This window comes from Pseudomonas sp. PDNC002 (assembly GCF_016919445.1).
Taxonomy (GTDB): domain Bacteria; phylum Pseudomonadota; class Gammaproteobacteria; order Pseudomonadales; family Pseudomonadaceae; genus Pseudomonas.
On record NZ_CP070356.1, the window covers coordinates 1,558,445 to 1,578,983 of the forward strand.

Below are 20,539 nucleotides of genomic sequence, written 5' to 3' on the forward strand. Positions count from 1 at the left end.
CGAGGATTGCACTGTGTCCAGGCAACGCTTGCCCTACCACGCCCCCGATATCTCCGCCCTGGCGAAGTCGCTGACCCGGCAACTGGACGAATCGTCCGACCGTCCCGGCCATGTCGAGATGCTCAACCTGCTGGCCCGCGCGGTCGGCTTCCGTAATTACCAGGCGCTGCGCGCCAGTCATCAGGCCGAAACGCGCCTGACTCGTGAGGCTGAGCCCGAAGCGGTGGTGGATTTCCGCCGCGTCGAGCAGTGGCGACGCTATTTCGATGAGGCCGGCTGCCTGCAGCGCTGGCCGAAGAAGCACAGCCACCGCGAGGCCTGTCTCTGGGTGTTGTGGTCGCGTCTACCGGCGCGGCAGCGCTGGAGCGAGAAGGAAATCAATGAGCGCCTGCGGGCTCAGGAATGCCTGGGGGATCACCTGTTGTTGCGCCGGGCCCTGGTGGACGGCGGCTGGTTGGCGCGTACCGACGATGGCGGTGAGTATCGGCGAGTAGAACGGCGCCCTCCGGCGGAGCTGGGCGCCTTATTGTCCTGCCTGCCGACTTGCGCCTGATTCGTCAGCGTTGAACGAAAAAGCCCGCCAATTGGCGGGCTTTTTCACACGGGCATCTGTCAGTCGTCGTGATGCTTGTGTTTGTTCTTGTAGTGGCCCTTGCCCTTGTGATGACTCTTGTTGCTGCTGTGATGGTCATCGTCGTTGTCGTCGGCCAGGTGATTGCCCAGCGCACCGCCGGCCGCGCCACCCAGGCCCGCGCCGATGGCGCCGCCCGTGGAGCCGCCGACCTTGTTGCCGATCACCGAACCGCCGGCCGCGCCCAGGCCGCCACCAATGGCCGCCTCGGTCTTGTTGCCGTTCTTCGCGCCCATCGCGCCGCCTGCCGCCCCGCCTACGCCGGCACCGATGGCCGCGCCGGTGGAGCCGCCCAGGGCGCCACCCACGACGTTACCGAGAGCGCCGCCGATCCCGCCACCGATGGCGGTCTTGGTGTCGTCGGCGACGGCATGGCTGGCGAGCAGGGCAAGGGCCAGAACAGAAAGAGTCTTACGCATGTTGCGAACCTGAATGTAGGAAATGATTGAGGAAATTGTCCCGCACACAAAACAGCCGGGCAACGCTGGCCCGGCTGTCGGTCGTCGGTTTCGTGAACGGATCGCGGTCGATTTGCGGCAGATCAATCCCAACGGCGGTGGTGTTTGCCGCGCCAGTGCTTGTGGTGGTGTTTGTCCCAGCCGCGGTGACGACCGTTGTCGTGCCAACGGCGATCGTCGTAGCGGGCGTGACGGTAGCCGCGGCGGTCGTCGTAGTCGTCATCGTCGTCGCGATTGCTGTCGGCCCAGTGGTTGCCCAGTGCGCCGCCGGCACCGCCGCCCAGGGCCGCGCCGATCAGGCCGCCCGTGGTGCCGCCCATCTTGTTGCCCAGAACCTGGCCGCCTGCCGCGCCCAGGCCACCGCCGATGGCGGCTTCGGTCTTGTTGCCATGACGGGCGCCAACCGCGCCGCCGGCCGCACCGCCGAGGCCGCCACCGATGGCGGCGCCGGTGCTGCCGCCGACCGCCTGGCCGACAGCCGAACCCAATACCCCGCCCAGGGCGCCACCGACGCCGGCACGGGTGTCGCCATCCGCGACGGCGGTTCCACCAACCAGCGCAAGAGACAACAGGAGCATCGAGGAGTACTTCATAGAGAGGATCTCTCTGTGGGGATGTTGGTGGCGATCCTCTGTTCGTGCGAAGGCTCTGACAAGGCACTTCCGACGAGTAACACGACTTTGATCAAATAATGCAAGTATTTGATTTTAAGTCAGAACTTTTTCGATTTCAGGCGGTCTGAGTGTTATTCCAGGGTTCCGATTTTGGTGTGATTTTCTCACAAAATGCCATTGAAATGATGGCTTCACACGCAAAGTCCTCTGGACTCCGCAAGTTTACCTTTCAGCCTATTCCTATGTGATGTGATCTCTGTGGATTTTCCGCAGGACGGCGCTTTCGTGCGCGCGTGAAATCCTGCGTAAGAGTGGCGCTCCGGGAGGAGCGCCATCGGGGAGGTCAGGCGATGCGCACGCTTGGGCGCGCCTTCTCGAAGCGGATGGCCACGAACTTGGAGGTGGGGGTATGGCTGCCCACGCCGTGGCTCTCCAGCGGCACCAGCGGGTTGGTCTCCGGGTAGTAGGCCGCCGCCTGCCCCGCAGGGATGTCATAGGCGAGCAGGGTGAAGCCATGCACGCGGCGTTCTATGCCGTCGGCCCAGAGCGAGACCATGTCCACCTTTTCGCCCGGCTCGAAGCCCAGGCGGCGAATGTCCGCCTCGTTGGCGAACACCACCTCGCGGTGGCCGCGCACGCCACGGTAGCGGTCGTCCAGGCCGTAGATGGTGGTGTTGTACTGGTCGTGGGAGCGCAGCGTCTGCAGGATCAGGTGCGGCTCCTTGCCGGTCTTGCGGATCTTCTCGTGGACCAGGTCGGCCGGCAGCGGATGGTGATGGAAGTTGGCCTTGCCGCTGGCGGTGTTCCAGCGCCGCGAACCGGCGGCGTTACCCAGGTAGAAGCCGCCCGGATGGGCCACGCGGCGGTTGAAGTCGGTGAAGCCGGGGATGGTATCGGCGATCAGGTCGCGGATGCGGTCGTAGTTGGCGATCATCGCGTCCCAGTCCACCGGGTGATTGCCCAGTGTGGCCTTGGCGATGCCGGCGATGATGGCCGGCTCCGAGCGCATCTGTTTCGACGAGGGCTCGAGCTGGCCGAACGACGCATGGATCATGCTGAAGGAATCTTCCACGGTCACGGCTTGCGGACCATCGGCCTGGCGGTCGATGTCGGTACGGCCCAGGCACGGCAGGATCAGCGCGTCGCCGCCGACGGTGAGGTGGCTGCGGTTGAGCTTGGTGCTGATCTGCACGGTCAGCGCGCAATTGCGCAAGGATCGATGAGTGCGCGGGCTGTCCGGTGTGGCCTGGGCGAAGTTGCCGCCCAGGCCGATGAAGACTTTGGCCTTGCCTTCGAGCATGGCGTTGATGGCTTCCACCGTGTTGTGGCCGTTGTCGCGCGGCACCTTGAACTGGAAGCGGCGTTCCAGCGAATCCAGCAGCGATGCCGGTGGGCGATCATTGATGCCCATGGTGCGGTCGCCCTGCACGTTGCTATGGCCGCGCACCGGGCAGAGGCCAGCGCCGGGGCGGCCGATGTTGCCGCGCAACAGTTGCAGGCTGGCGATTTCCTGAATGGTCGGCACCGAGTGGTGGTGCTGGGTGATGCCCATGGCCCAGCAGACGATCACTTTCTCCGCGCGGCGGTACATGATCGCGGCCTGCTCGATTTCGGCCAGGCTCAGGCCCGATTGCTCGACGATGTGTTCCCAAGTGGTGGCATCCAGCTGCGCCAGGTAGCCGTCGACGCCCTGGGTGTGCTCGGCGATGAAGGCGTGGTCGAACACCGCCGGCTCGCCCTTGGCCTGGGCTTCGCGTTCCCATTGCAGGAGGAACTTGGCCATGCCGCGCACAGCGGCCATGTCGCCGCCCAGCGCGGGACGGAAGAATGCGGTGTTGAGCGGCTCGGAGCCATTGGTGAGCATTTCCAGCGCGTGCTGCGGATGCTGGAAGCGCTCCAGGCCGCGCTCCTTGAGCGGGTTGAAGGCGACCACCTGGGCGCCACGCTTCACCGCCTCGCGCAGTGGTTCGAGCATGCGCGGGTGGTTGGTGCCGGGGTTCTGGCCAAACACGAAGATGGCGTCGGCATGCTCGAAATCGGCAAAGGTCACGGTGCCCTTGCCCACGCCCACGCTCTGGCCGAGAGCCACGCCGCTGGCCTCGTGGCACATGTTCGAGCAGTCGGGGAAGTTGTTGGTGCCGAAGGCGCGGACAAACAGCTGGTAGAGGTAGGCCGCTTCGTTGCTGGCCCGGCCGGAGGTGTAGAACTCCGCCTGGTCCGGGCTTTCCAGCGCTTTCAGGTGGCGCGCGACGAGGGCGAAGGCGTCGCTCCAGTCGATGGGCAGGTAGCGGTCGGTCGCCGGGTCGTAGCGCATCGGTTCGGTCAGGCGGCCCTGGTATTCGAGCCAATAGTCACTCTGCTCGCGCAACTGGCTGACGCTGTAACGGGCGAAGAAGCTGGCGTCCACACGACGCTTGGTGGCTTCCCAGTTCACCGCCTTGGCGCCGTTCTCGCAGAACTTCACCCGGCCGTCTTCGGGGGAGTCACCCCAGGCGCAGCCAGGGCAGTCGAAACCGCCGTTCTGGTTGGTCTTGAGCAGCGCGCGCAGGTTCTTGAAGGGCTGCTTGCTGTCCAGCCAGAAGCGCGTGACGCTCATCAGCGCCCCCCAGCCGGCGGCCGGTCCCTTGTAGGGTTGGTAGCGGGGATTTTCCTGTTGCAGGCTCATGGGCGGCTCTCTCGGACGGCTTGCGGCGCCGGGCTGTAGACCCGGGGCGCGCTGCGGTGGGGCAGGTGGATCAGGTTCAGGTTGTGCGCGCGCGCCCATTGCACGGTGAGTGCGGTAGGCGCGGACAGGCTGACCAGGGTGGACAGCCCGGCGCGCACGGCCTTGTGGATAAGTTCCAGGCTGCAGCGGCTGGTGACCACGGCGAAGCCGGCGCGGACGTCCAGGCGTTGCCGCTTGAGCGCGCCGACCAGTTTGTCGAGCGCGTTGTGCCGGCCGATGTCCTCGCGGCACAGGCGAATCTCGCCGTCGCTGTCGACGAATAGCGCGGCATGCACGGCGCCGGAGCGGCGGGCGATCTGCTGGGCGGTGTTCACCCGTTCGCGCAGGTCGGCCAGGTGGGCGGCAGGCGGCAGCGGGGTGGACGGCAGGACGGGTAGCTCCGGCAGGGCCTGGTCCAGCGCCTCGACTCCGCACAGGCCGCAGCCGGTCGTACCGGCCAGTTGCCGGCGCTGCTGCTTCAGGACCCAGAAGGCGCGGCTGCTGACCTGCACCTCGGCGGCGATAGCATCGCCATGGGGGCTCAGGCGTACGTCATAGATGTCATCGATGGATTCGATGAGGCCGGCGCCGAGGCTGAAGCCGTGGACGAAGTCCTCCAGGTCGCTGGGCGAGACCATCATCACCGCCTGGCTGAGGCCGTTGTAGGCGATGGCCAGGGCGACTTCGTCGGCCAGCGCGGCGCGGCCGGGTTCGCTCAGCGGGGTGAGTTCGGCGTAGTCGTAGCCGTCGGCAGGCACGACGGCGGCCCGAGCATCGGCGGGGGCCGGGCGGGCGATCAGGCAAGGCATGGGCTGAGCCCTGTGGTTCTAGTAATGGAGCCAGCCTAGGCCGATGTCGGGGGAGCGTCTAATGGGTCCTGTCGATGCCGTGATCGACACCGTCTATCATGGCGCCGCAGCAGCGCCCAGCAGAGCGGCCGCTTCGCGGAAACAGGCTTCGGCCAATGCAGAGCGTGGTTCGCTGCGGCGCAGGATCAGTCCCAGCGGGGAGAGGGTGCGCGCGTCGTCGATCGGGGTGAGCGCGAAATGCTCGCCGTGGGTGTCCAGCCCGCTGCCCAGCGGCATGATCGCGCAGCATAGGCCGCGCTCCACGGCTTGCAGCAGTTGGTGCACGGCATCCGTTTCCAGGCGTGGCTGGGGCGTCAGGCCGCGGCTGCGGAAACCGTGGTCGATGGACTGGCGAAAGTGCATCCCGGCCGATAGCAGCCCCAGCGGCAGTTCCACCAGCGCGTCCCAGCTCAGGGTCGGGGCATCGATCTGGAAATGCCGACGGTCATGCAGCAGGCCCATGCGCGTGGCGGCCAGTTCCAGGCCTTCGAAGTGCTCGCGATCGATACGGTCGAGGTAGGACAGGCCGAGGTCCAGCTGGTTGCGCCCGAGTCCTTCGAGGATATGTTCCGAACTCAGGGCGAACAGCTGGAAGCGCAGCTCCGGGTGGCGCTGGGCGAACAGCTCGATCAGCCGCATCGGGTCGAAGCCCGCCAGCGGTACCAGGCCCAGGCGCAAGGTGCCGACCAGTTGACCACGGCACGCGGCCGCCTCGGCGTACAGGCCATCGTGGGCCGCCAGCAGGCTGCGCGCCCAGGCGAGCACGCGTTCGCCGGCTTCGGTGAAGCCTTCGAAACGCTGGCCGCGCCGCACCAGTTCCAGACCCAGCTCCTCCTCCAGGCTGCGCACGCGCATGGACAGAGTCGGCTGGGTGACGTGGCAGCGCGCCGCCGCCTGGCCGAAATGCCGCGTCTCGTCGAGGGCGCAGAGGAACTTGAGTTGCTTGATGTCCATCGGCGGACGACTCCGGGAAGCGGCGCTTTGTCGTGTTTGGGACTAATCCGGCGGGCCAGTTCGCTCTTGCCGACTAGACTGCATCGGACCGCGGTCTGCCCAATGCCGGCCGCCTGTCACTGTAACCGTAGGGAGGTTGGAAATGGGCATTTTTGCGTTCGTGAAGGAAGCCGGCGAGAAGCTGTGGGAAAGCATCGTGGGCCAGGAGGCGCAGGCCGCCGAATCGCTCAAGGACCATATTGCCAAGGTCGGTCTGGGCAATCCGAATATCCAGGTCAGCGTCGAGGGCGACAAGGTGATCGCCACCGGTGAGGTGGCCAGCCAGGAAGAGAAGGAGAAGATCCTGCTGGCGCTGGGCAATGTCGCGGGCGTATCGGGTGTGGAAGACCACATCACCGTCGCCACGCCGGCTGCCGAGGCGCGTTTCGTCACCGTGAAGAAGGGCGATACGCTCAGTGCCATCGCCAAGGCGGAGTACGGCAACGCCAATCTCTACAACAAGATTTTCGAGGCGAACAAGCCGATGCTCAGCCATCCGGACAAGATCTATCCCGGCCAGGTGCTGCGGATTCCGGAGTGAGGTCCAAGAGCCCGGCCCAGCGCCGGGCTCGCTGTTTCTGCAGTCCCGCGATTCACAAGCCGTCGAGTAGCGTCCGGTAGTCTTCCTGGGCGGCGAATTCCTCGGTGTCCTTCGGCCCCTGGCGACTGTCCGGCTGGCGTACCGCGAGCAGATGGCCGATGCCGAACGTCCGCGCGGCGCGGAGGATCGGCAGGCTGTCGTCGATGAACAGGCTGCGCGCCGGTTCGAAGCCGACATCCGCATGCAGCGCCTGCCAGAATTGTTGGTCTTCCTTGGGGAAACCGTAGTCGTGGGAGCTGATCAGCCGGTCGAACCAGGGGGCGAGCTCCACCCGTTCCATCTTCAGCGACAGCGAATCGCGGTGCGCGTTGGTGATCAGCACCGCGCGTTTGCCGTGGGCGCGCAACTGCGCAAGGAACAGGTCCGCATCCGGGCGAAGGGCGATAAGGTCGGCCACTTCGCGCTTGAGGTCGCGGATCGACAGTTTCAGCTCGCGGCTCCAGAAATCCAGGCAGTACCAGTTGAGCTGGCCGGCGTGGTCGCGGAACAGCGGCAGAAGCTCCGCATCGGCCTGCGCGCGGGTGATGCCGTGGTGTTCGGCGTAGCGGCGCGGCAAGTGTTCGAGCCAGAAATGGTTGTCGAAATGCAGGTCGAGCAGGGTGCCGTCCATGTCGAGCAGGACGGTATCGATGTCGGTCCAGGGCAGGCGTGGCATGCTGGGCTTTCGCAAAAGGGTGTCGCAATTGCGCTGCCGATGGGCGGGATCGGCGCAATATCTGACACGGAGAATCGGACAAGGCGGGTTATCATAGCCGACCCGGCCACCCCCAGGAGTCGCCCCATGCGTCAGAAACCCACGGTTCTCGCCCGCGAGATCGTTGCCCGAAGCCGGCTGTTCGCCGTCGAGGAGCTGCAGTTGCGCTTCTCCAATGGCGTCGAGCGCACTTACGAGCGCCTGGTGGGCAAGGCGCAGGGCTACGGCGCAGTGATGGTGATCGCCATGCTCGATGCCGAGCACGCCGTGCTGGTGGAGGAATACTGCGCCGGGGTCGACGAGTACCAGCTGTCGCTGCCCAAGGGCCTGGTGGAGCCGGGCGAGGACATTCTCGATGCGGCCAATCGCGAACTGAAGGAAGAGGCCGGCTACGGCGCCCATCAGCTCGAGTACATCACCGAGCTCTCGCTGTCGCCCGGCTACATGAGTCAACGTATCCAGGTGGTACTGGCGCGCGATCTCTACGAGGAAACGTTGCCCGGCGACGAGCCCGAGCCGATGCGCGTGGACAAGATCAATCTGCGAGAGCTTTCCAGCCTCGCCCAGCATGCCCAGTTCAGCGAAGGGCGTGCCCTGGCCGCGCTGTACCTGGTGCGTGACCTGCTGACCCAACGAGGGGAATTCCAGCCGTGATGAATGCTTTCCTGCCCGCCGTGATCGATCTGGTCCACAAGGCGGGCGACGTGATCCTGCCGTTCTGGCGTGGCGATCTGAACGTCGAGCTCAAGGCTGACGAGTCGCCGGTCACCGCCGCCGACCTGGCCGCTCATCGGGTGCTGGCCGATGGGCTGCGCGCCCTGGCGCCGGACGTTCCGGTGCTGTCGGAAGAGGATTGCGATATTCCGCTGGAGCAGCGTGCCCAGTGGACCCGCTGGTGGCTGGTGGACCCGCTGGATGGCACCAAGGAGTTCATTGCCGGCAGCGACGAGTTCACCGTCAACGTCGCCCTGATCGAGCAGGGCCGTGTGGTCTTCGGCGTGGTCGGCATCCCGGCGAGCGGTCGCTGCTACTACGGCGGCACCGGTCTTGGCGCCTGGCGCGAGGAGCGCGATGGCGAGCCGGAGGCGATCGAGGTGCGCACCAGCCCGGAAGATATCTTCACGGTAGTGGCGAGCAAACGCCATTCGAGTCCCGCCCAGGAGAGCCTGCTGGCCGGCCTGGCGCAGCACTTCGGTGACCTGCAACTGGCCAATATCGGCAGCTCGCTGAAGTTCTGCCTGCTGGCCGAAGGCTCGGCGGATTGCTACCCGCGCCTGGCGCCGACCTCGCAGTGGGACACCGCCGCCGCCCAGGGTGTGCTGGAAGGCGCCGGCGGCGAAGTGCTCGACGTGCACGGCGCGCCGTTCACCTACGAGGCCCGCGAAAGCATGCTCAACCAGTCCTTCCTGGCGCTGCCCAAGGCTGCGGAGTGGCGCGAGGAGCTGATCCGCCTGGCTCGCGTGCTGGACTGACCCGATACCGTTGCAGGAGCGAGCTGGCTCGCGAACCCGCTTGACGCCGGTGTTGCCGGTCGACTCGTTCGCGAGCAAGCTCGCTCCTACAGAAAAGCTCTCAGCAGTAGTGATCCATGCCTGAACTACCCGAAGTCGAAACCACCCGCCGGGGCATCGCGCCCCACCTCGAAGGCCAGCGCGTCAGCCGTGTGATCGTCCGTGAGCGCCGCTTGCGCTGGCCGATCCCCGAGGACCTCGACGTGCGCCTGTCCGGGCAACGCATCGTGCAGGTGGAGCGGCGTGCCAAGTACCTGTTGCTCAATGCCGAGGTGGGCACGTTGATCAGCCACCTGGGCATGTCCGGCAGCCTGCGTCTGGTGGAGTGCGGCACCCCGGCCGCGCGCCACGAGCATGTGGATATCGAGCTGGAATCGGGCATGGCGCTGCGTTACACCGACCCGCGCCGCTTCGGGGCATTGCTCTGGAGCCTGACGCCGCTGGAGCACGAGCTACTGCGCCACCTCGGCCCGGAACCGCTGACCGATGCCTTCGAAGGCGAGCGCCTGTTCCAGCTGTCGCGTAACCGCAGCATGGCGGTCAAACCCTTCATCATGGATAACGCGGTAGTGGTCGGCGTGGGCAACATCTACGCCACCGAGGCGCTGTTCGCCGCCGGTATCGATCCGCGCCGCGAGGCCGGGACCATCTCCCGGGCGCGCTACGTGAAGCTCGCCCAGGAGATCAAGCGCATCCTGGCGATCGCCATCGAGCGCGGCGGCACCACGCTGCGCGATTTCGTCGGTGGCGACGGCCAGCCCGGCTACTTCCAGCAGGAACTCTTCGTCTACGGACGGGGCGGCGAGCCATGCAAGGTCTGCGGCACGACCCTGCGCGACGTGCGCCTCGGCCAGCGCGCCAGCGTCTACTGTCCGCGCTGCCAACGCTGAGGGCGGCGCACGCCGCTAACCTTCCGCCGCTTTCTACTCCATAACAACAATGGCCTCCATCGAGGGGCCTTCAGGTGATTCATGTCCGGCAATTATCTGCCCCGTAATCCGTTCGCCGAGGCGCTCGGCCACACCATGCTGCGCGTGGCCGGCTGGCGAATCGAGGGGGCGCTGCCCAAGCTCGACAAGTTCGTGGTGATCGGCGCGCACCACACGTCCAACTGGGATTTCGTCCTGTTTCTGGCGACCAAGTTCGTGCTGCGCCTGAACGCCCGCTGGTTCGGCAAGCACACCATCTTCCGTGCGCCTTTTGGCGGCCTGATGCGCCGCTGGGGCGGCATCCCGATCCAGCGCCACCTCAAGCTGAACACCGTGGACCAGGCGATCCAGGCGTTCCACGACAACCGCGAAATGATGCTGATCCTCTCTCCCGAGGGCACGCGCAAGAAGGTCGAGCGCTGGAAGATGGGCTTCTACCACATCGCCCGTGGCGCGGGGGTACCCATCGTGCTGGCGGCGCTGGATTACCCGGGACGGCGCATCATCCTCGGCGAGCCGTTCTGGCCCACCGGCGACGAGGCCGCCGACTTGCGCCGGATGCTGGACTTCTACCGACCTTTTGTACCGAAAAAGCCTGAATACGCATTCTTCGGTGATTGAAGGCTGTCACGCGACAAGTCATGGAGCGCTGTTATAGTTATGGCAGTCTGCCTGCCCAACTACACTAAAAAGGACTTCCCTCCATGAACCTGTTCCGCACCACCGCCACTGCAATGGCTCTGACTTGTGGACTGTCGGCGCTGCCGGCTGTTGCCCAGGATGCGGTGAGCAACGCGAGTGGCGACCCGATGTACACCGTCGAGGCCCCGCCGGCCTACGCGATGATGGGCGACCTGATCTTCGCCCGTCCGCTGCTGATCGCCGCCACCGTGGTGGGCACCGCGGCCTTCGTGGTGACCCTGCCGTTCAGCGCGGCCGGCGGCAACGTCAAGGAAGCGGGCCAGGCGCTGGTGGTGGATCCGGGCAAGGCCGCCTTCGTGCGCTGCCTGGGCTGCACCACCAGCGGCTACAAGAAGGACTGATCGGTCCTGTTCCGGGGCGGCCGTGCCGCCTCGAAAGCCCGGTTCACCGGGCAAAGCCTGCGGGTAATCGATGAACCTGACCGGTCTGAAGAAGCATCTGCGTCCGCTGCTTCTGCTGCTGGTCGCCATCGCCCTGGGGTATACCTTCTGGTCCAGCGCCGGCCTGCTGCAGTTGGGAGCGGGGCTGGCGCTGTTCCTGTTCGGCATGCAGTGCCTGGAAGAGGGCCTGCGCGACCTCGCCGGTAGCCAGCTCGAACGCTGGCTGGAAAAGAGCACCGCTACGCGCGGCAAGAGCCTGCTGTTCGGCCTGTTCGGCACCTTCCTGCTGCAGTCTTCCACCCTGGTTTCCCTGCTTACCATCGCCTTCATCAGCACCGGGCTGATTCAGCTTGCGGGCGGCATCGCCATTCTGTTCGGCGCCAATCTCGGCGCCACCAGCGGCATCTGGTTGCTCGCGCTGGCCGGGCAGAATCTCAGCCTGAGTCCGCTGGCGCTGCCGCTGCTGGTGTTCGGCATCCTGATGGGGTTCAACGGCGCCAAGAGCAAGGCGGCTGGGAGGATCCTGCTGGGCATCGCTTTCATCTTCCTGGGCATCGACCAGATCAAGGAAGGTTTCCAGAGCTTCGGTGATGCCATGGACATGAGCGAGCTGCGCGCCGAGGGCATGCTCGGCGCGCTGCTCTTCGTCACCTTCGGCCTGCTCATCACCGTGGTCCTGCAATCCAGCCATGCGACCCTGATGCTGACCCTTGCGGCCCTGGCCGGCGGCCAGTTGGAGCTGGGCCAGAGCCTGGCCATCGCCATCGGTTCCAATGTGGGCAGCAGCGTGACCACGGCCTTCGTCGGCTCTCTGGGCGGCAACCGCAGCGGACAGCGGCTGGCGCTGGCCCATGTGTTGTTCAACGTGGTGACCGGTGTGCTGGCCTTCCTGCTGTTGTCACCGTTGACCTGGCTGGTCCACTGGCTGGTGACGCCGCTGGGGCTGGCCGACAATCCGATGATCCAGCTGGCGCTGTTCCACACCCTGTTCAACGGCATGGGTGTGGCGCTGTTCTGGCCCCTGCAAGGCGCGCTGGCCAAGGCGCTGGTGCGTTGGCTGCCGGAAGTCGAGGAGCCCCAGGTGCTGATCACCGACATGGCGCCGGCGATGCCCACCATCGAGCGCACCCATGCGCGCTACCTCAACGAACGCGCGCTGGATTCCGCCGACGCTGCCGCCAGCGCGGTGTTGCAGGAGCTGCGCCATCTCGGCCGGCTGAGCATCGAGGTGATCTGCCACGCGCTCTACCTGCCGGTGGACATGCTCACCCAGCCGCGTATCGACGAAGAGCAACTGCTGGCGGCACCGGATCGCCACGCTCTGGGCGCGGAAACGCTCTACCAGCGCCATATAAAGGGCGTGTATGGCGATCTGCTGAGCTTCATGGGGCGCCTGGAAGTGCCGCTGGACGAAGAGCATCAGCGCTTCTGGCTGTCCTGCCAGGTGGTGGCGTTGCAGCTGGTGGATGCGGTGAAGGATGCCAAGCATCTGCAGAAGAACCTCGGCCAGGCGCTGCAGGGCGAGCCTTCGGCACTGCGCGATACCTACGTCGAGCTGCGCCGTCACCTGGTCGCCATGCTGCGGGAAGTGCGTGCGCTGGGCTCGCTGATCGGCAGTGAGTTACCGGAAGAGGCGCTGCGGGCTCGGCTGCAACTGTTCGACGAAAGCGCTGCCGAATTCGACGGCGCGTTCCGCCAGCGCCTGTTCGCCGCCGTGCGTCGTCATGAGCTGGATGGCCTGCAGATGAGTTCGCTGATGAATGACCTGGGCTACGTCAGCCGCATCATCCAGAGCCTGCGCAACGTGCTGCAACTGGGCACCGAGCACGGCCTGTTCGAGCCGGGCGAGGACGAAGCGCCCGGCCTCATCCTGCCCTGAGAAATCCCTGATCAGCGCAGCGGCGCCGCCAGTTCGGTGGCCAGCCCGATGCCGCGCGGATCGCTGGCGGACTGCACTTCGCCGGACTTCTTGTTCCACAGCAGTACCTGCTGATTGCCGTAGGCCCGACCGACGTCCTTCAGCGTGTAGCCGCGGCGCTGCAGGTCGGCCATCTCGGCGGCGCTGAAGGCGCGCGGTTCGTGCTCGATCACGTCGGGCAGGAACTGGTGGTGGTAGCGCGGCGAGGAAACCCAGCGCTGCACCGGCTTACCGTCCAGGTAATCCAGCATCGCCAGCAACACCATGCTGGGAATCCGGCTGCCGCCCGGCGTGCCGAAGGCGGCCAGCTCGGTGGGGCTCTCGATGAAACTCGGGCTCATGCTCGACAGCGGACGCTTGCCGCCTGCCACGGCGTTGGCCTGGCTGCCGGCCAACTGATAAGCGTTGGCACCGCTGATGTCGGTGGCGAAATCGTCCATTTCGTCATTGAGCAGCACGCCGGTGCCGGGCACGGTGAAGGCCGCGCCGAAGGGCAGGTTGACCGACAGTGTGGCGGCCACCGCATTGCCGTCGGCGTCCATCACCACGAAGTGGGTGGTGTGATCGCCCTCGCGCCAGGCGGGCGCGGGCGGCAGCGAAGAACTGGGGGTGGCGCGCTGCGGATCGATGCCGGCGGCCAGGCGCTTCAGGTAATCCGGTGCGAGCAACTGGTTGACCGGGTTGGCGACGCGGTCCGGGTCGCCCAGCAGGCCGCGGTCGCGGTAGGCGCGGCGCAGGGTCTCGACGACGTAGTGGACGCGCTGCACGGGTTCGGCCTTCTGCCAGGGCAACTGCTGCAGCATGCCCAGGCTCTGTGCCAGGGCGATGCCACCGGCGGAGGGCGGTGGGGCGCTGATCAGCTCCTTGCCGTCGGCCAGCGGGTAGCGCAGCGCTGGGCGTTCGACGGTCTGGTAGCCGGCCAGGTCCTGGAGCGTCCAGACGCCGCCCGCGGCGCGTACGCCTTCGACCAGCTTCTCGGCGGTCTCGCCCTCATAGAAACCGCTGCGCCCGTAGCGCGACAATTTCTCCAGGGTGTTGGCCAACTGCGGCTGGCGCATCAGGCTGTATTCCTCCGGCAGGTTGCCCTGGTCGAGGAAGATGCGTGCGGTCTCGCGGTCCTGGCGCATGGCGTCGAGGCGCCAGGAGGCGCGGTCGATGTAGACGCGGTCGATGGACACGCCATCGGTGGCCAGGCGGATCGCCGGCACGAGATTGTTCGCCAGGGTCTTGCGACCATAACGGCTGGTGATATCCGCGAGGGCGGCGGGCAGGCCGGGGATGCCGGCGGCCAGCGGGCCGTTGAGCGAGAGCTGAGGATCGACCTTGCCGTTGCGCTCGTACATCCGCGCGTGGGCGGCCAGCGGAGCGCGCTCGCGGGCGTCGATGAAGTGGTAGGTCGGCGGGCTGCCGGCCTTGCGCAGGAGGAAGAAGCCGCCACCGCCCAGGCCCGAGCCATAGGGCTCGACCACCGCCAGCGCGGCGGCGATGGCCACGGCCGCATCGAAGGCGTTACCGCCGTCGGCGAGGGTTTCCAGGCCCGCTACGGTGGCGGATGGGTGTGCGGTGGCGACGCTGGCTTGCGCGGGACGTTCCGCAGCCTGCAGGGCGACACTGAGCAACAGCAGGCCGCAGAAGCCGAGCAGGGAGGCGCGGGAACGGGAATTCAACAGGGACATGGCATCTCACGGACCGCCGGTGGTGCCGGCTGGAAAACCAAACGGGGCAAACGTGGAGGATAGACAATCCAGAACGCCGCGGGTTTGTGAGATCTCAATGAAAAAGTGTCGAAACGCGCGAGGTCAGGCCTTGCCGGTGAGCTTCTTGTACTTCTCCATCAGCTCTTCCTTGCTCTCGACGTGGGTTTCGTCGAGGGGGATGCAGTCGACCGGGCAGACCTGCTGGCACTGCGGCTCGTCATAGTGACCGACGCACTCGGTGCACAGGTTCGGGTCGATGACGTAGATCTCCTCGCCCTGGGAGATCGCGGCATTGGGGCACTCGGGTTCGCAGACGTCGCAGTTGATGCAATCGTCAGTGATTTTCAGGGACATCGAACAACTCCAACCACGGCGGCAGCCATGGCGATCGGTAGCAACAATGGTGAAATTGTGCCGTATCGGCGCGCGTAGTGCACGCGGTCAGGGAGTCAGCTGACGGAAACCGCCATCCTTGGCGGCCGCGCGGATCAGCGCTTGAAGCGCTCGGCCAGGGCGCTGGCCACCGCGGGATGGACGAATTTGGTGATGTCGCCGCCCAGCGCCGCGATCTCGCGCACCAGGGTGGAGGAGATGAAGGAATACTTCTCCGACGGCGTGAGGAACATGCTTTCCAGGTCGGGCGCGAGCTGGCGGTTCATGTTGGCCAGCTGGAACTCGTACTCGAAGTCCGACACCGCGCGCAGGCCGCGCAGCAGGATGTTGGCGTTCTGCTCCTTGGCGAAATGCGCGAGCAGCGTGGAGAAGCCGACGACTTCTACATTGGGCAGGTGCGAGGTGACCTGGCGGGCCAGCTCGACGCGCTGTTCCAGCGGGAACAGGGGATTCTTCTTGGGGCTGGCGGCGACGGCAATGATCACCTGGTCGAACAGTCGCGAGGCGCGTTCGACCAGATCGGCATGGCCTTTGGTGATGGGGTCGAAGGTACCCGGGTACAACACTCGATTCATCGCGGCGTCCTGGTCGGCTCTTGTTGGCAGGCTGGTGCAATAGCGGGCGGATGGTAACGCAGCATGTCCGTGGGGCCAAGCGACCTTGGTAGTGCTTCTGTGAACGGACTACCTGAGATAACCGGCGAGAGACCGATGAGTCACGCGCAGGCCGCGTGCCAGAGCCTGCGCGCGTGGTTTCGCCCGATTCTGCTCGGTTTTGTAGGGCGGATAACCCGGAACGGGTTATCCGCCGGCCAACCTGCGGCGGATAGCGCTGGCGCGTTATGCGCCCTACGGGAGCGGTCTCAGGCCTTGCCCAGCCGCTTGGCCAGGGCATCGGCCAGTTGCGCGGTGAGGCCGTAGACCGAGAGCTGCGGGTTGGCGCCGATGCTGGTGGGGAACAGCGAGCCGTCGTGGATCGACAGGTTCTCCAGCTGGTGGTGGCGGCCGAGGCTGTCGCACACCGACTGCTTCGGGTCCTCGCCCATGGCGCAGCCGCCCATCACGTGGGCGCTGCCCAGGCGGGTGCGGTACAGCTCCAGGCTCAGGCTGTCGATCAGCTCGTGGGCCTCCTTGGCGGTCTTCACATAGCCAGCGTCGGCATGCAGCGGTAGTACGGCCTTGGCGCCGGCGGCGAACTGGATGTCGGCCATGGTGTGGAAGGCGCGGCGGATGCCGTCCCAGGTGTAGTCGGTCATCTGGTAGTCGAGCACCGGGGTGTCGTCGCCGCGCAGGCTGACGGAGCCCACCGCGCTGTCCGGGTGGAAGCCGTCGCGCATCAGCGCCAGGATCACGTTGGTGTGCGGCAACTGCTCCATGCGCAGGGCGTTGTCCTCGCCGAAGCGGCCGAGCAGGGTGGCGCTGAGCGCCGGTTGCAGCGGCGGCACTTCGAGCTTGTAGGACATGCGCCCGGTGGCGCCGTCGTCCCATTGGAAGTGGTCGGAATAGATCGACTGCGGCGCGCCGTAGAAGGGGTTGATCACTTCGTCGAACAGCGCGGCGCTGAAGTTCACCGTGTGCAGGAAGGTGCGCTGGCCGACGCGGCCGTTCGGGTCCGGCGCCTTGGAGCGCAGGAGGATCGCCGGGGTATTGATGCCGCCGCCGGAGAGCACGTAGTGGCGCGCCTTGATGGTGATCTTGCGGCCGGTGGGGGCGACGCAGCGTTCGTCCATGGCCGAGCATTCCAGGCCGCTGACCTTGTTGCCGTCGAGCAGCAGGCGGTCGGCGCGGGCGAGGAACAGCAGTTCGCCGCCTTTCTCCAGGGTGGCCGGAATGGTGGTGACCAGCATCGACTGCTTGGCGTTGGTAGGGCAGCCCATCCCGCAGTAGCCGATGTTCCAGCAGCCACGAACGTTACGCGGAATGACCTTCCAGTGCAGGCCGAGCTTCTCGCAGCCGTTGCGGATCACGTCGTTGTTGGCATTGGGCGGCATGATCCAGGGCGCGACGCCCAGGCGCTGTTCCATCTTCTCGAACCAGGGCGCCATCTCGGCGACGCTGTGGCCCTTCACGCCGTGTTCCTTGGCCCAGTGCTCCAGGGTCGGCTCCGGGGTGCGGAAGCTGGAGGTCCAGTTGACCAATGTGGTGCCGCCCACGGCGCGGCCCTGGAGGATGGTGATGGCGCCGTCCTTGCTCATCCGGCCGATACCTTCCTGGTACAGGTTCGGGTAGGCGTCGGCTTCCTGCATCTTGAAGTCGCTGCTGGTCTTGAGCGGGCCTTCCTCCACCAGCAGCACCTTGTAGCCGGCGGCGCTGAGGGTTTCGGCGGTGGTGCCGCCGCCGGCGCCGGTGCCGACGATCACGACATCGGCTTCCAGGGTCAGGTCCTTGTCCAGGCGCGAGCCGTTGTGGACTTTCCAACCGCGGGCCAGGCCCTCGGCGAACAGATCAGGTACAGGCATCGGGAGTCTCTCAGGCGAATTCTTGTTGTTCTGGCGACATCAGATCTTCGGCGGACCCGGGTAGCCGCAATGGCCCCAGGATTCCGGGCGGCTGTACCAGGCCATCATCACCAGTTGCAGCAGCGAGCTGTGGCCCATCTTCAGCAGGGAGATGAAGCTGTTCTGCCAGCGGTTCAGGAAGTTCTGTACGTCCTGCGCGCTGGCGTTGTCCCAGCTACCCCAGATACCGGTGAGCGGCCCGCGGGTGATCGGCAGGGCGAGCACATCGAACAGCTGCACGGTGAGCTTGAGCATTTCCGGGGAGAGGTGGTTCAGGCTGTTGTCCAGGCTCTGGATGGTGCCTTTGACGGCTTCAGCCATGCGCTCGGCGGGTACGGCGCCGGCCAGCATCACCGGGATCAGCGCGCGCAGGAAAGGCAGATCGGAATCGCGCAGCACGGCAAAGCCATTGGCCGGAGTGCTGGCGGAGCAGCCGCTGAGGCTGGCGGTGACGCCCGCCGTGGCGAGGAAGGCCCCGCCCAGCAGACCGATCTTGAGCACGCCGCGCCGGGAGAGTCCCGGCGCGCTCAGGGAGGTGTCTGTCATTCTTATTTTTTCACCTGTGTCTTGGAGGGCGCTGGTCAGCGAATGAACAGCTTGTAGACCAGCTTCTGCAGCGATTTACCGTAGGGCGGGTAGATCACCCGCGCAGCGTTGAAGCGCGGCTTGCTGAACACACCCTTGGCCTTGGAGAAGGTCAGGAAGCCTTCGTGGCCGTGGTAGTGGCCCATGCCGGACGGGCCGACGCCGCCGAAGGGCATGTCGTCCTGGGCGACGTGCAGCAGGGTGTCGTTCAGGCACACGCCGCCCGAATGGGTCTGGGCCAGCACGTGGTCCTGCTCGCGCTTGTCGTAGCCGAAGAAGTACAGCGCCAGCGGACGGTCGCGCTCGTTGACGTAGCTGAGCGCCTCGTCGAGGTTCTGGTAGGGGATCACCGGCAGCAGCGGGCCGAAGATCTCTTCCTGCATGATCTTCATCTCGTCGGTCACGTTCAGCACCAGCGCCTGCGGCAGGCGGCGGCCCTGGGACTGTGGGAACAGCGGCACGACGGTGGCGCCGCGGGCCTGGGCGTCGGCGAGGTAGCCGTTCAGGCGCGACAGCTGGCGCTCGTTGATGATCGCGGTGTAGTCCGGGTTGTTCTCCAGTTTCGGGAAGAAGCCCTGGACCACCTGGCGGTAGCTCTCGACGAACTCGTCGACGCGGTTCTGCGGCACCAGTACGTAGTCCGGCGCCACGCAGGTCTGCCCGGCGTTGAGCGATTTGCCGAAGGCGATGCGCTCGGCGGCGTCCTTCATCGGCACGCTGGCCGAGACGATGGCCGGCGACTTGCCGCCCAGTTCCAGGGTGACCGGGGTGAGGTTCTCGGCGGCGGCGCGCATCACGTGCTTGCCGACGCTGGTGGCGCCGGTGAACAGCAGGTGGTCGAAGGGCAGCTTGGAGAAGGCTACCCCGACATCGACTTCACCCTGCACCACGGCGACCAGGTCCTCGGGGAAGATCTTGCCCAGCAGCTCCTTCAGGACGCGGGCGGATTCCGGTGTGGATTCGCTCATCTTGATCATCACCCGGTTGCCGGCGGCCAACGCCCCGGTCAGCGGGCCGATGGCGAGGAACAGCGGGTAGTTCCACGGCACGATCACGCCGACCACGCCCAGCGGCTGGTAGATGACCTTGGCCGAGGCCGGCATGAACTGCATGCCTACGGAACGGCGCGACGGTTTCATCCACTTCTTCACGCGTTTGGTCGCGTAATGCACGCCGTGCAGGCTGGGCAGTACTTCGGCCAGCAGGGTTTCATCGGCGGAGCGGTTGCTGAAGTCGCTGTTGATGGCATCGATGATCGCCTTCTGCTCGGTCACCAGCAGGTTGGCGAGGCTCTTCAGCCATTGGATGCGCTGGCCGGCGCCCGGCATCGGATTGGCGCGATACGCCTGGCGCTGGCGTTCGAGAAGGGTTTCCAGCTGACTGATCTGCTGCTGGGTCTGCTGCAGGTAGGCGATATCGGCAACCATGACGGGCTCCTTGGCGGAAGCGGGTGGGGAAGCTCTCCGGTGGTTCACACAAGGAAGTCGGATGCTTCGCGTTTTTATGCTGTCGCTGGTTTTTTAGAGCAATTGCTCTAGAGTGTCAATCAGCATGCCGTTTCCGCGCCGCCAGGCCCAGCCAACGAAAAGTTGGGCGCACCCCGGAGTTGTGTCAGGTGGTAGCAATCGGTGTACCTTTGCGTCCGCGCAATCCGCTTCGATGAGTTTCGCGAATGGCACCACGCATCAATACCCGTGACCGCATTGCCCAGGCCAGCCTCGAGCTGTTCAACGCCCAGGGCGAGCGCAGCGTCACCACCAACCACATCGCCGCGCACCTGGGCATCTCGCCGGGCAACCTGTACTACCACTACCGCAACAAGCAGGTGATCATCGCCCAGCTGTTCGCCGAGTACGAAAGCCACGTCGACCAGTTCCTGCACCTGCCCGAGGGCCGCGCGCTGACGGTGGAGGACAAGACCTTCTACCTCGAGGCGCTGCTCGCCGCGATGTGGCACTACCGCTTCCTGCACCGCGACCTTGAGCACCTGCTGGACTCCGACCCGGAGCTGGCCGCCGGCTATCGCTCCTTCGCCCGCCGCGCCATGGACAACGCCAAGGCGATCTACCGGGGCTTCGTCGAGGCCGGGATCCTGCAGATGGACGAACCCCAGCTCGAGGCGCTGACCCTCAACGCCTGGATCATCCTCACCTCCTGGGTGCGTTACCTGTGCACGACCCGCGAGGTGGCCAGCGACCTCAGCGAAGCGCTGATGCGGCGCGGCATCTACCAGGTGCTGGCGCTGGAAAGCGGGCACATTGCACCGCCGTTCCGCGAGGCGGTGGCGGCGGTGTTTGATCGGTTGTATGTGCCGTTGGAAGGCTGACTGCGGAAAGCAGAAGCTCTACCGGGATACTCCTCAGCAACCCCATTTCCCTCACCCC

21 protein-coding genes are annotated in these 20,539 nt (G+C 66.0%); 9 read left to right on the forward strand and 12 right to left on the reverse strand.

Annotation, left to right across the window (positions count from 1 at the left end; translation table 11 throughout):
- The first annotated feature begins 13 nt into the window (after positions 1–13).
- On the forward strand, positions 14–553 hold the full coding sequence (locus JVX91_RS07175) for a DUF2087 domain-containing protein (protein ID WP_240201714.1): 540 nt from the start codon (positions 14–16) through the stop codon (positions 551–553).
- Between the two features lie 59 nt (positions 554–612).
- Here JVX91_RS07175 and JVX91_RS07180 read toward each other — a convergent pair whose 3' ends face one another.
- The 5 genes from JVX91_RS07180 to JVX91_RS07200 form a co-directional block, all read right to left on the reverse strand.
- Entirely contained in the window at positions 613–1,050 is a 438-nt protein-coding gene (locus tag JVX91_RS07180; protein ID WP_205338638.1) for a glycine zipper domain-containing protein, read from the reverse strand.
- 122 nt (positions 1,051–1,172) lie between these two features.
- A complete protein-coding gene (locus JVX91_RS07185; RefSeq protein ID WP_205338639.1) occupies positions 1,173–1,682 on the reverse strand; it encodes a hypothetical protein in 510 nt (169 codons plus the stop codon).
- A 364-nt stretch (positions 1,683–2,046) separates the two neighbouring features.
- Positions 2,047–4,368, reverse strand: a complete 2,322-nt coding sequence (locus JVX91_RS07190; RefSeq protein ID WP_205338640.1) for an FdhF/YdeP family oxidoreductase — start codon at positions 4,366–4,368, stop codon at positions 2,047–2,049.
- Positions 4,365–5,216: a formate dehydrogenase accessory sulfurtransferase FdhD gene (gene fdhD, locus JVX91_RS07195; RefSeq protein WP_205338641.1), complete on the reverse strand. Its 852-nt coding sequence runs from the start codon at positions 5,214–5,216 to the stop codon at positions 4,365–4,367. The genes JVX91_RS07190 and fdhD overlap by 4 nt, the downstream gene beginning before the upstream one ends.
- A 96-nt stretch (positions 5,217–5,312) precedes the next feature.
- On the reverse strand, positions 5,313–6,209 hold the full coding sequence (locus JVX91_RS07200) for a LysR family transcriptional regulator (RefSeq protein ID WP_205338642.1): 897 nt from the start codon (positions 6,207–6,209) through the stop codon (positions 5,313–5,315).
- Positions 6,210–6,351: 142 nt separating this feature from the next.
- On the opposite strand from JVX91_RS07200, the gene lysM reads away from it, so the two are divergent.
- Positions 6,352–6,789 (forward strand): peptidoglycan-binding protein LysM, encoded by a 438-nt coding sequence (lysM, locus tag JVX91_RS07205; protein ID WP_037018714.1) that lies wholly within the window; start codon positions 6,352–6,354, stop codon positions 6,787–6,789.
- A 52-nt stretch (positions 6,790–6,841) separates the two neighbouring features.
- On the opposite strand, the gene yrfG is transcribed toward lysM, so the two are convergent.
- Positions 6,842–7,504 carry a GMP/IMP nucleotidase gene (gene yrfG / locus JVX91_RS07210; RefSeq protein WP_205338643.1) on the reverse strand — a complete coding sequence of 221 codons (663 nt, stop codon included), beginning with the start codon at positions 7,502–7,504 and terminating at the stop codon, positions 6,842–6,844.
- A 126-nt stretch (positions 7,505–7,630) separates the two neighbouring features.
- Between yrfG and nudE the strand changes: the two genes are divergently transcribed.
- The 6 genes from nudE to JVX91_RS07240 all read left to right on the forward strand — a co-directional run bounded on the left by nudE (position 7,631) and on the right by JVX91_RS07240 (position 12,944).
- On the forward strand, positions 7,631–8,197 hold the full coding sequence (nudE, locus tag JVX91_RS07215; RefSeq protein WP_205338644.1) for an ADP compounds hydrolase NudE: 567 nt from the start codon (positions 7,631–7,633) through the stop codon (positions 8,195–8,197).
- Positions 8,197–9,015 (forward strand): 3'(2'),5'-bisphosphate nucleotidase CysQ, encoded by an 819-nt coding sequence (cysQ, locus tag JVX91_RS07220; RefSeq protein ID WP_205339955.1) that lies wholly within the window; start codon positions 8,197–8,199, stop codon positions 9,013–9,015. Before nudE ends, cysQ begins: the two co-directional genes overlap by 1 nt.
- A 116-nt stretch (positions 9,016–9,131) precedes the next feature.
- Positions 9,132–9,944: a bifunctional DNA-formamidopyrimidine glycosylase/DNA-(apurinic or apyrimidinic site) lyase gene (mutM, locus tag JVX91_RS07225; RefSeq protein WP_205338645.1), complete on the forward strand. Its 813-nt coding sequence runs from the start codon at positions 9,132–9,134 to the stop codon at positions 9,942–9,944.
- Positions 9,945–10,025: 81 nt separating this feature from the next.
- A complete protein-coding gene (locus JVX91_RS07230) occupies positions 10,026–10,604 on the forward strand; it encodes a lysophospholipid acyltransferase family protein (protein WP_205338646.1) in 579 nt (192 codons plus the stop codon).
- An 83-nt stretch (positions 10,605–10,687) separates the two neighbouring features.
- Positions 10,688–11,026 (forward strand): multidrug transporter, encoded by a 339-nt coding sequence (locus JVX91_RS07235; RefSeq protein WP_205338647.1) that lies wholly within the window; start codon positions 10,688–10,690, stop codon positions 11,024–11,026.
- A 70-nt stretch (positions 11,027–11,096) separates the two neighbouring features.
- Positions 11,097–12,944: a Na/Pi symporter gene (locus tag JVX91_RS07240; RefSeq protein WP_205338648.1), complete on the forward strand. Its 1,848-nt coding sequence runs from the start codon at positions 11,097–11,099 to the stop codon at positions 12,942–12,944.
- Positions 12,945–12,955: 11 nt separating this feature from the next.
- Here the strand turns inward: JVX91_RS07240 and ggt are convergent, their stop codons facing one another.
- The 6 genes from ggt to JVX91_RS07270 all read right to left on the reverse strand — a co-directional run bounded on the left by ggt (position 12,956) and on the right by JVX91_RS07270 (position 19,582).
- Positions 12,956–14,659, reverse strand: a complete 1,704-nt coding sequence (ggt, locus tag JVX91_RS07245) for a gamma-glutamyltransferase (RefSeq protein ID WP_205338649.1) — start codon at positions 14,657–14,659, stop codon at positions 12,956–12,958.
- A gap of 123 nt (positions 14,660–14,782) precedes the next feature.
- Entirely contained in the window at positions 14,783–15,034 is a 252-nt protein-coding gene (locus JVX91_RS07250; RefSeq protein WP_024767002.1) for a YfhL family 4Fe-4S dicluster ferredoxin, read from the reverse strand.
- 134 nt (positions 15,035–15,168) lie between these two features.
- On the reverse strand, positions 15,169–15,648 hold the full coding sequence (gene coaD, locus JVX91_RS07255; RefSeq protein ID WP_024767001.1) for a pantetheine-phosphate adenylyltransferase: 480 nt from the start codon (positions 15,646–15,648) through the stop codon (positions 15,169–15,171).
- 287 nt (positions 15,649–15,935) lie between these two features.
- Positions 15,936–17,531, reverse strand: coding sequence for a GMC family oxidoreductase (locus tag JVX91_RS07260; RefSeq protein ID WP_205338650.1), 1,596 nt, complete (start codon positions 17,529–17,531; stop codon positions 15,936–15,938).
- Between the two features lie 39 nt (positions 17,532–17,570).
- Complete coding sequence (locus JVX91_RS07265; RefSeq protein WP_205338651.1) at positions 17,571–18,116, reverse strand: twin-arginine translocation pathway signal protein; 546 nt, start codon at positions 18,114–18,116, stop codon at positions 17,571–17,573.
- A gap of 35 nt (positions 18,117–18,151) precedes the next feature.
- Positions 18,152–19,582: a coniferyl aldehyde dehydrogenase gene (locus JVX91_RS07270; RefSeq protein ID WP_205338652.1), complete on the reverse strand. Its 1,431-nt coding sequence runs from the start codon at positions 19,580–19,582 to the stop codon at positions 18,152–18,154.
- Positions 19,583–19,827: 245 nt separating this feature from the next.
- On the opposite strand from JVX91_RS07270, the gene JVX91_RS07275 reads away from it, so the two are divergent.
- On the forward strand, positions 19,828–20,481 hold the full coding sequence (locus tag JVX91_RS07275) for a TetR/AcrR family transcriptional regulator (protein WP_205338653.1): 654 nt from the start codon (positions 19,828–19,830) through the stop codon (positions 20,479–20,481).
- Positions 20,482–20,539: the final 58 nt, after the last annotated feature.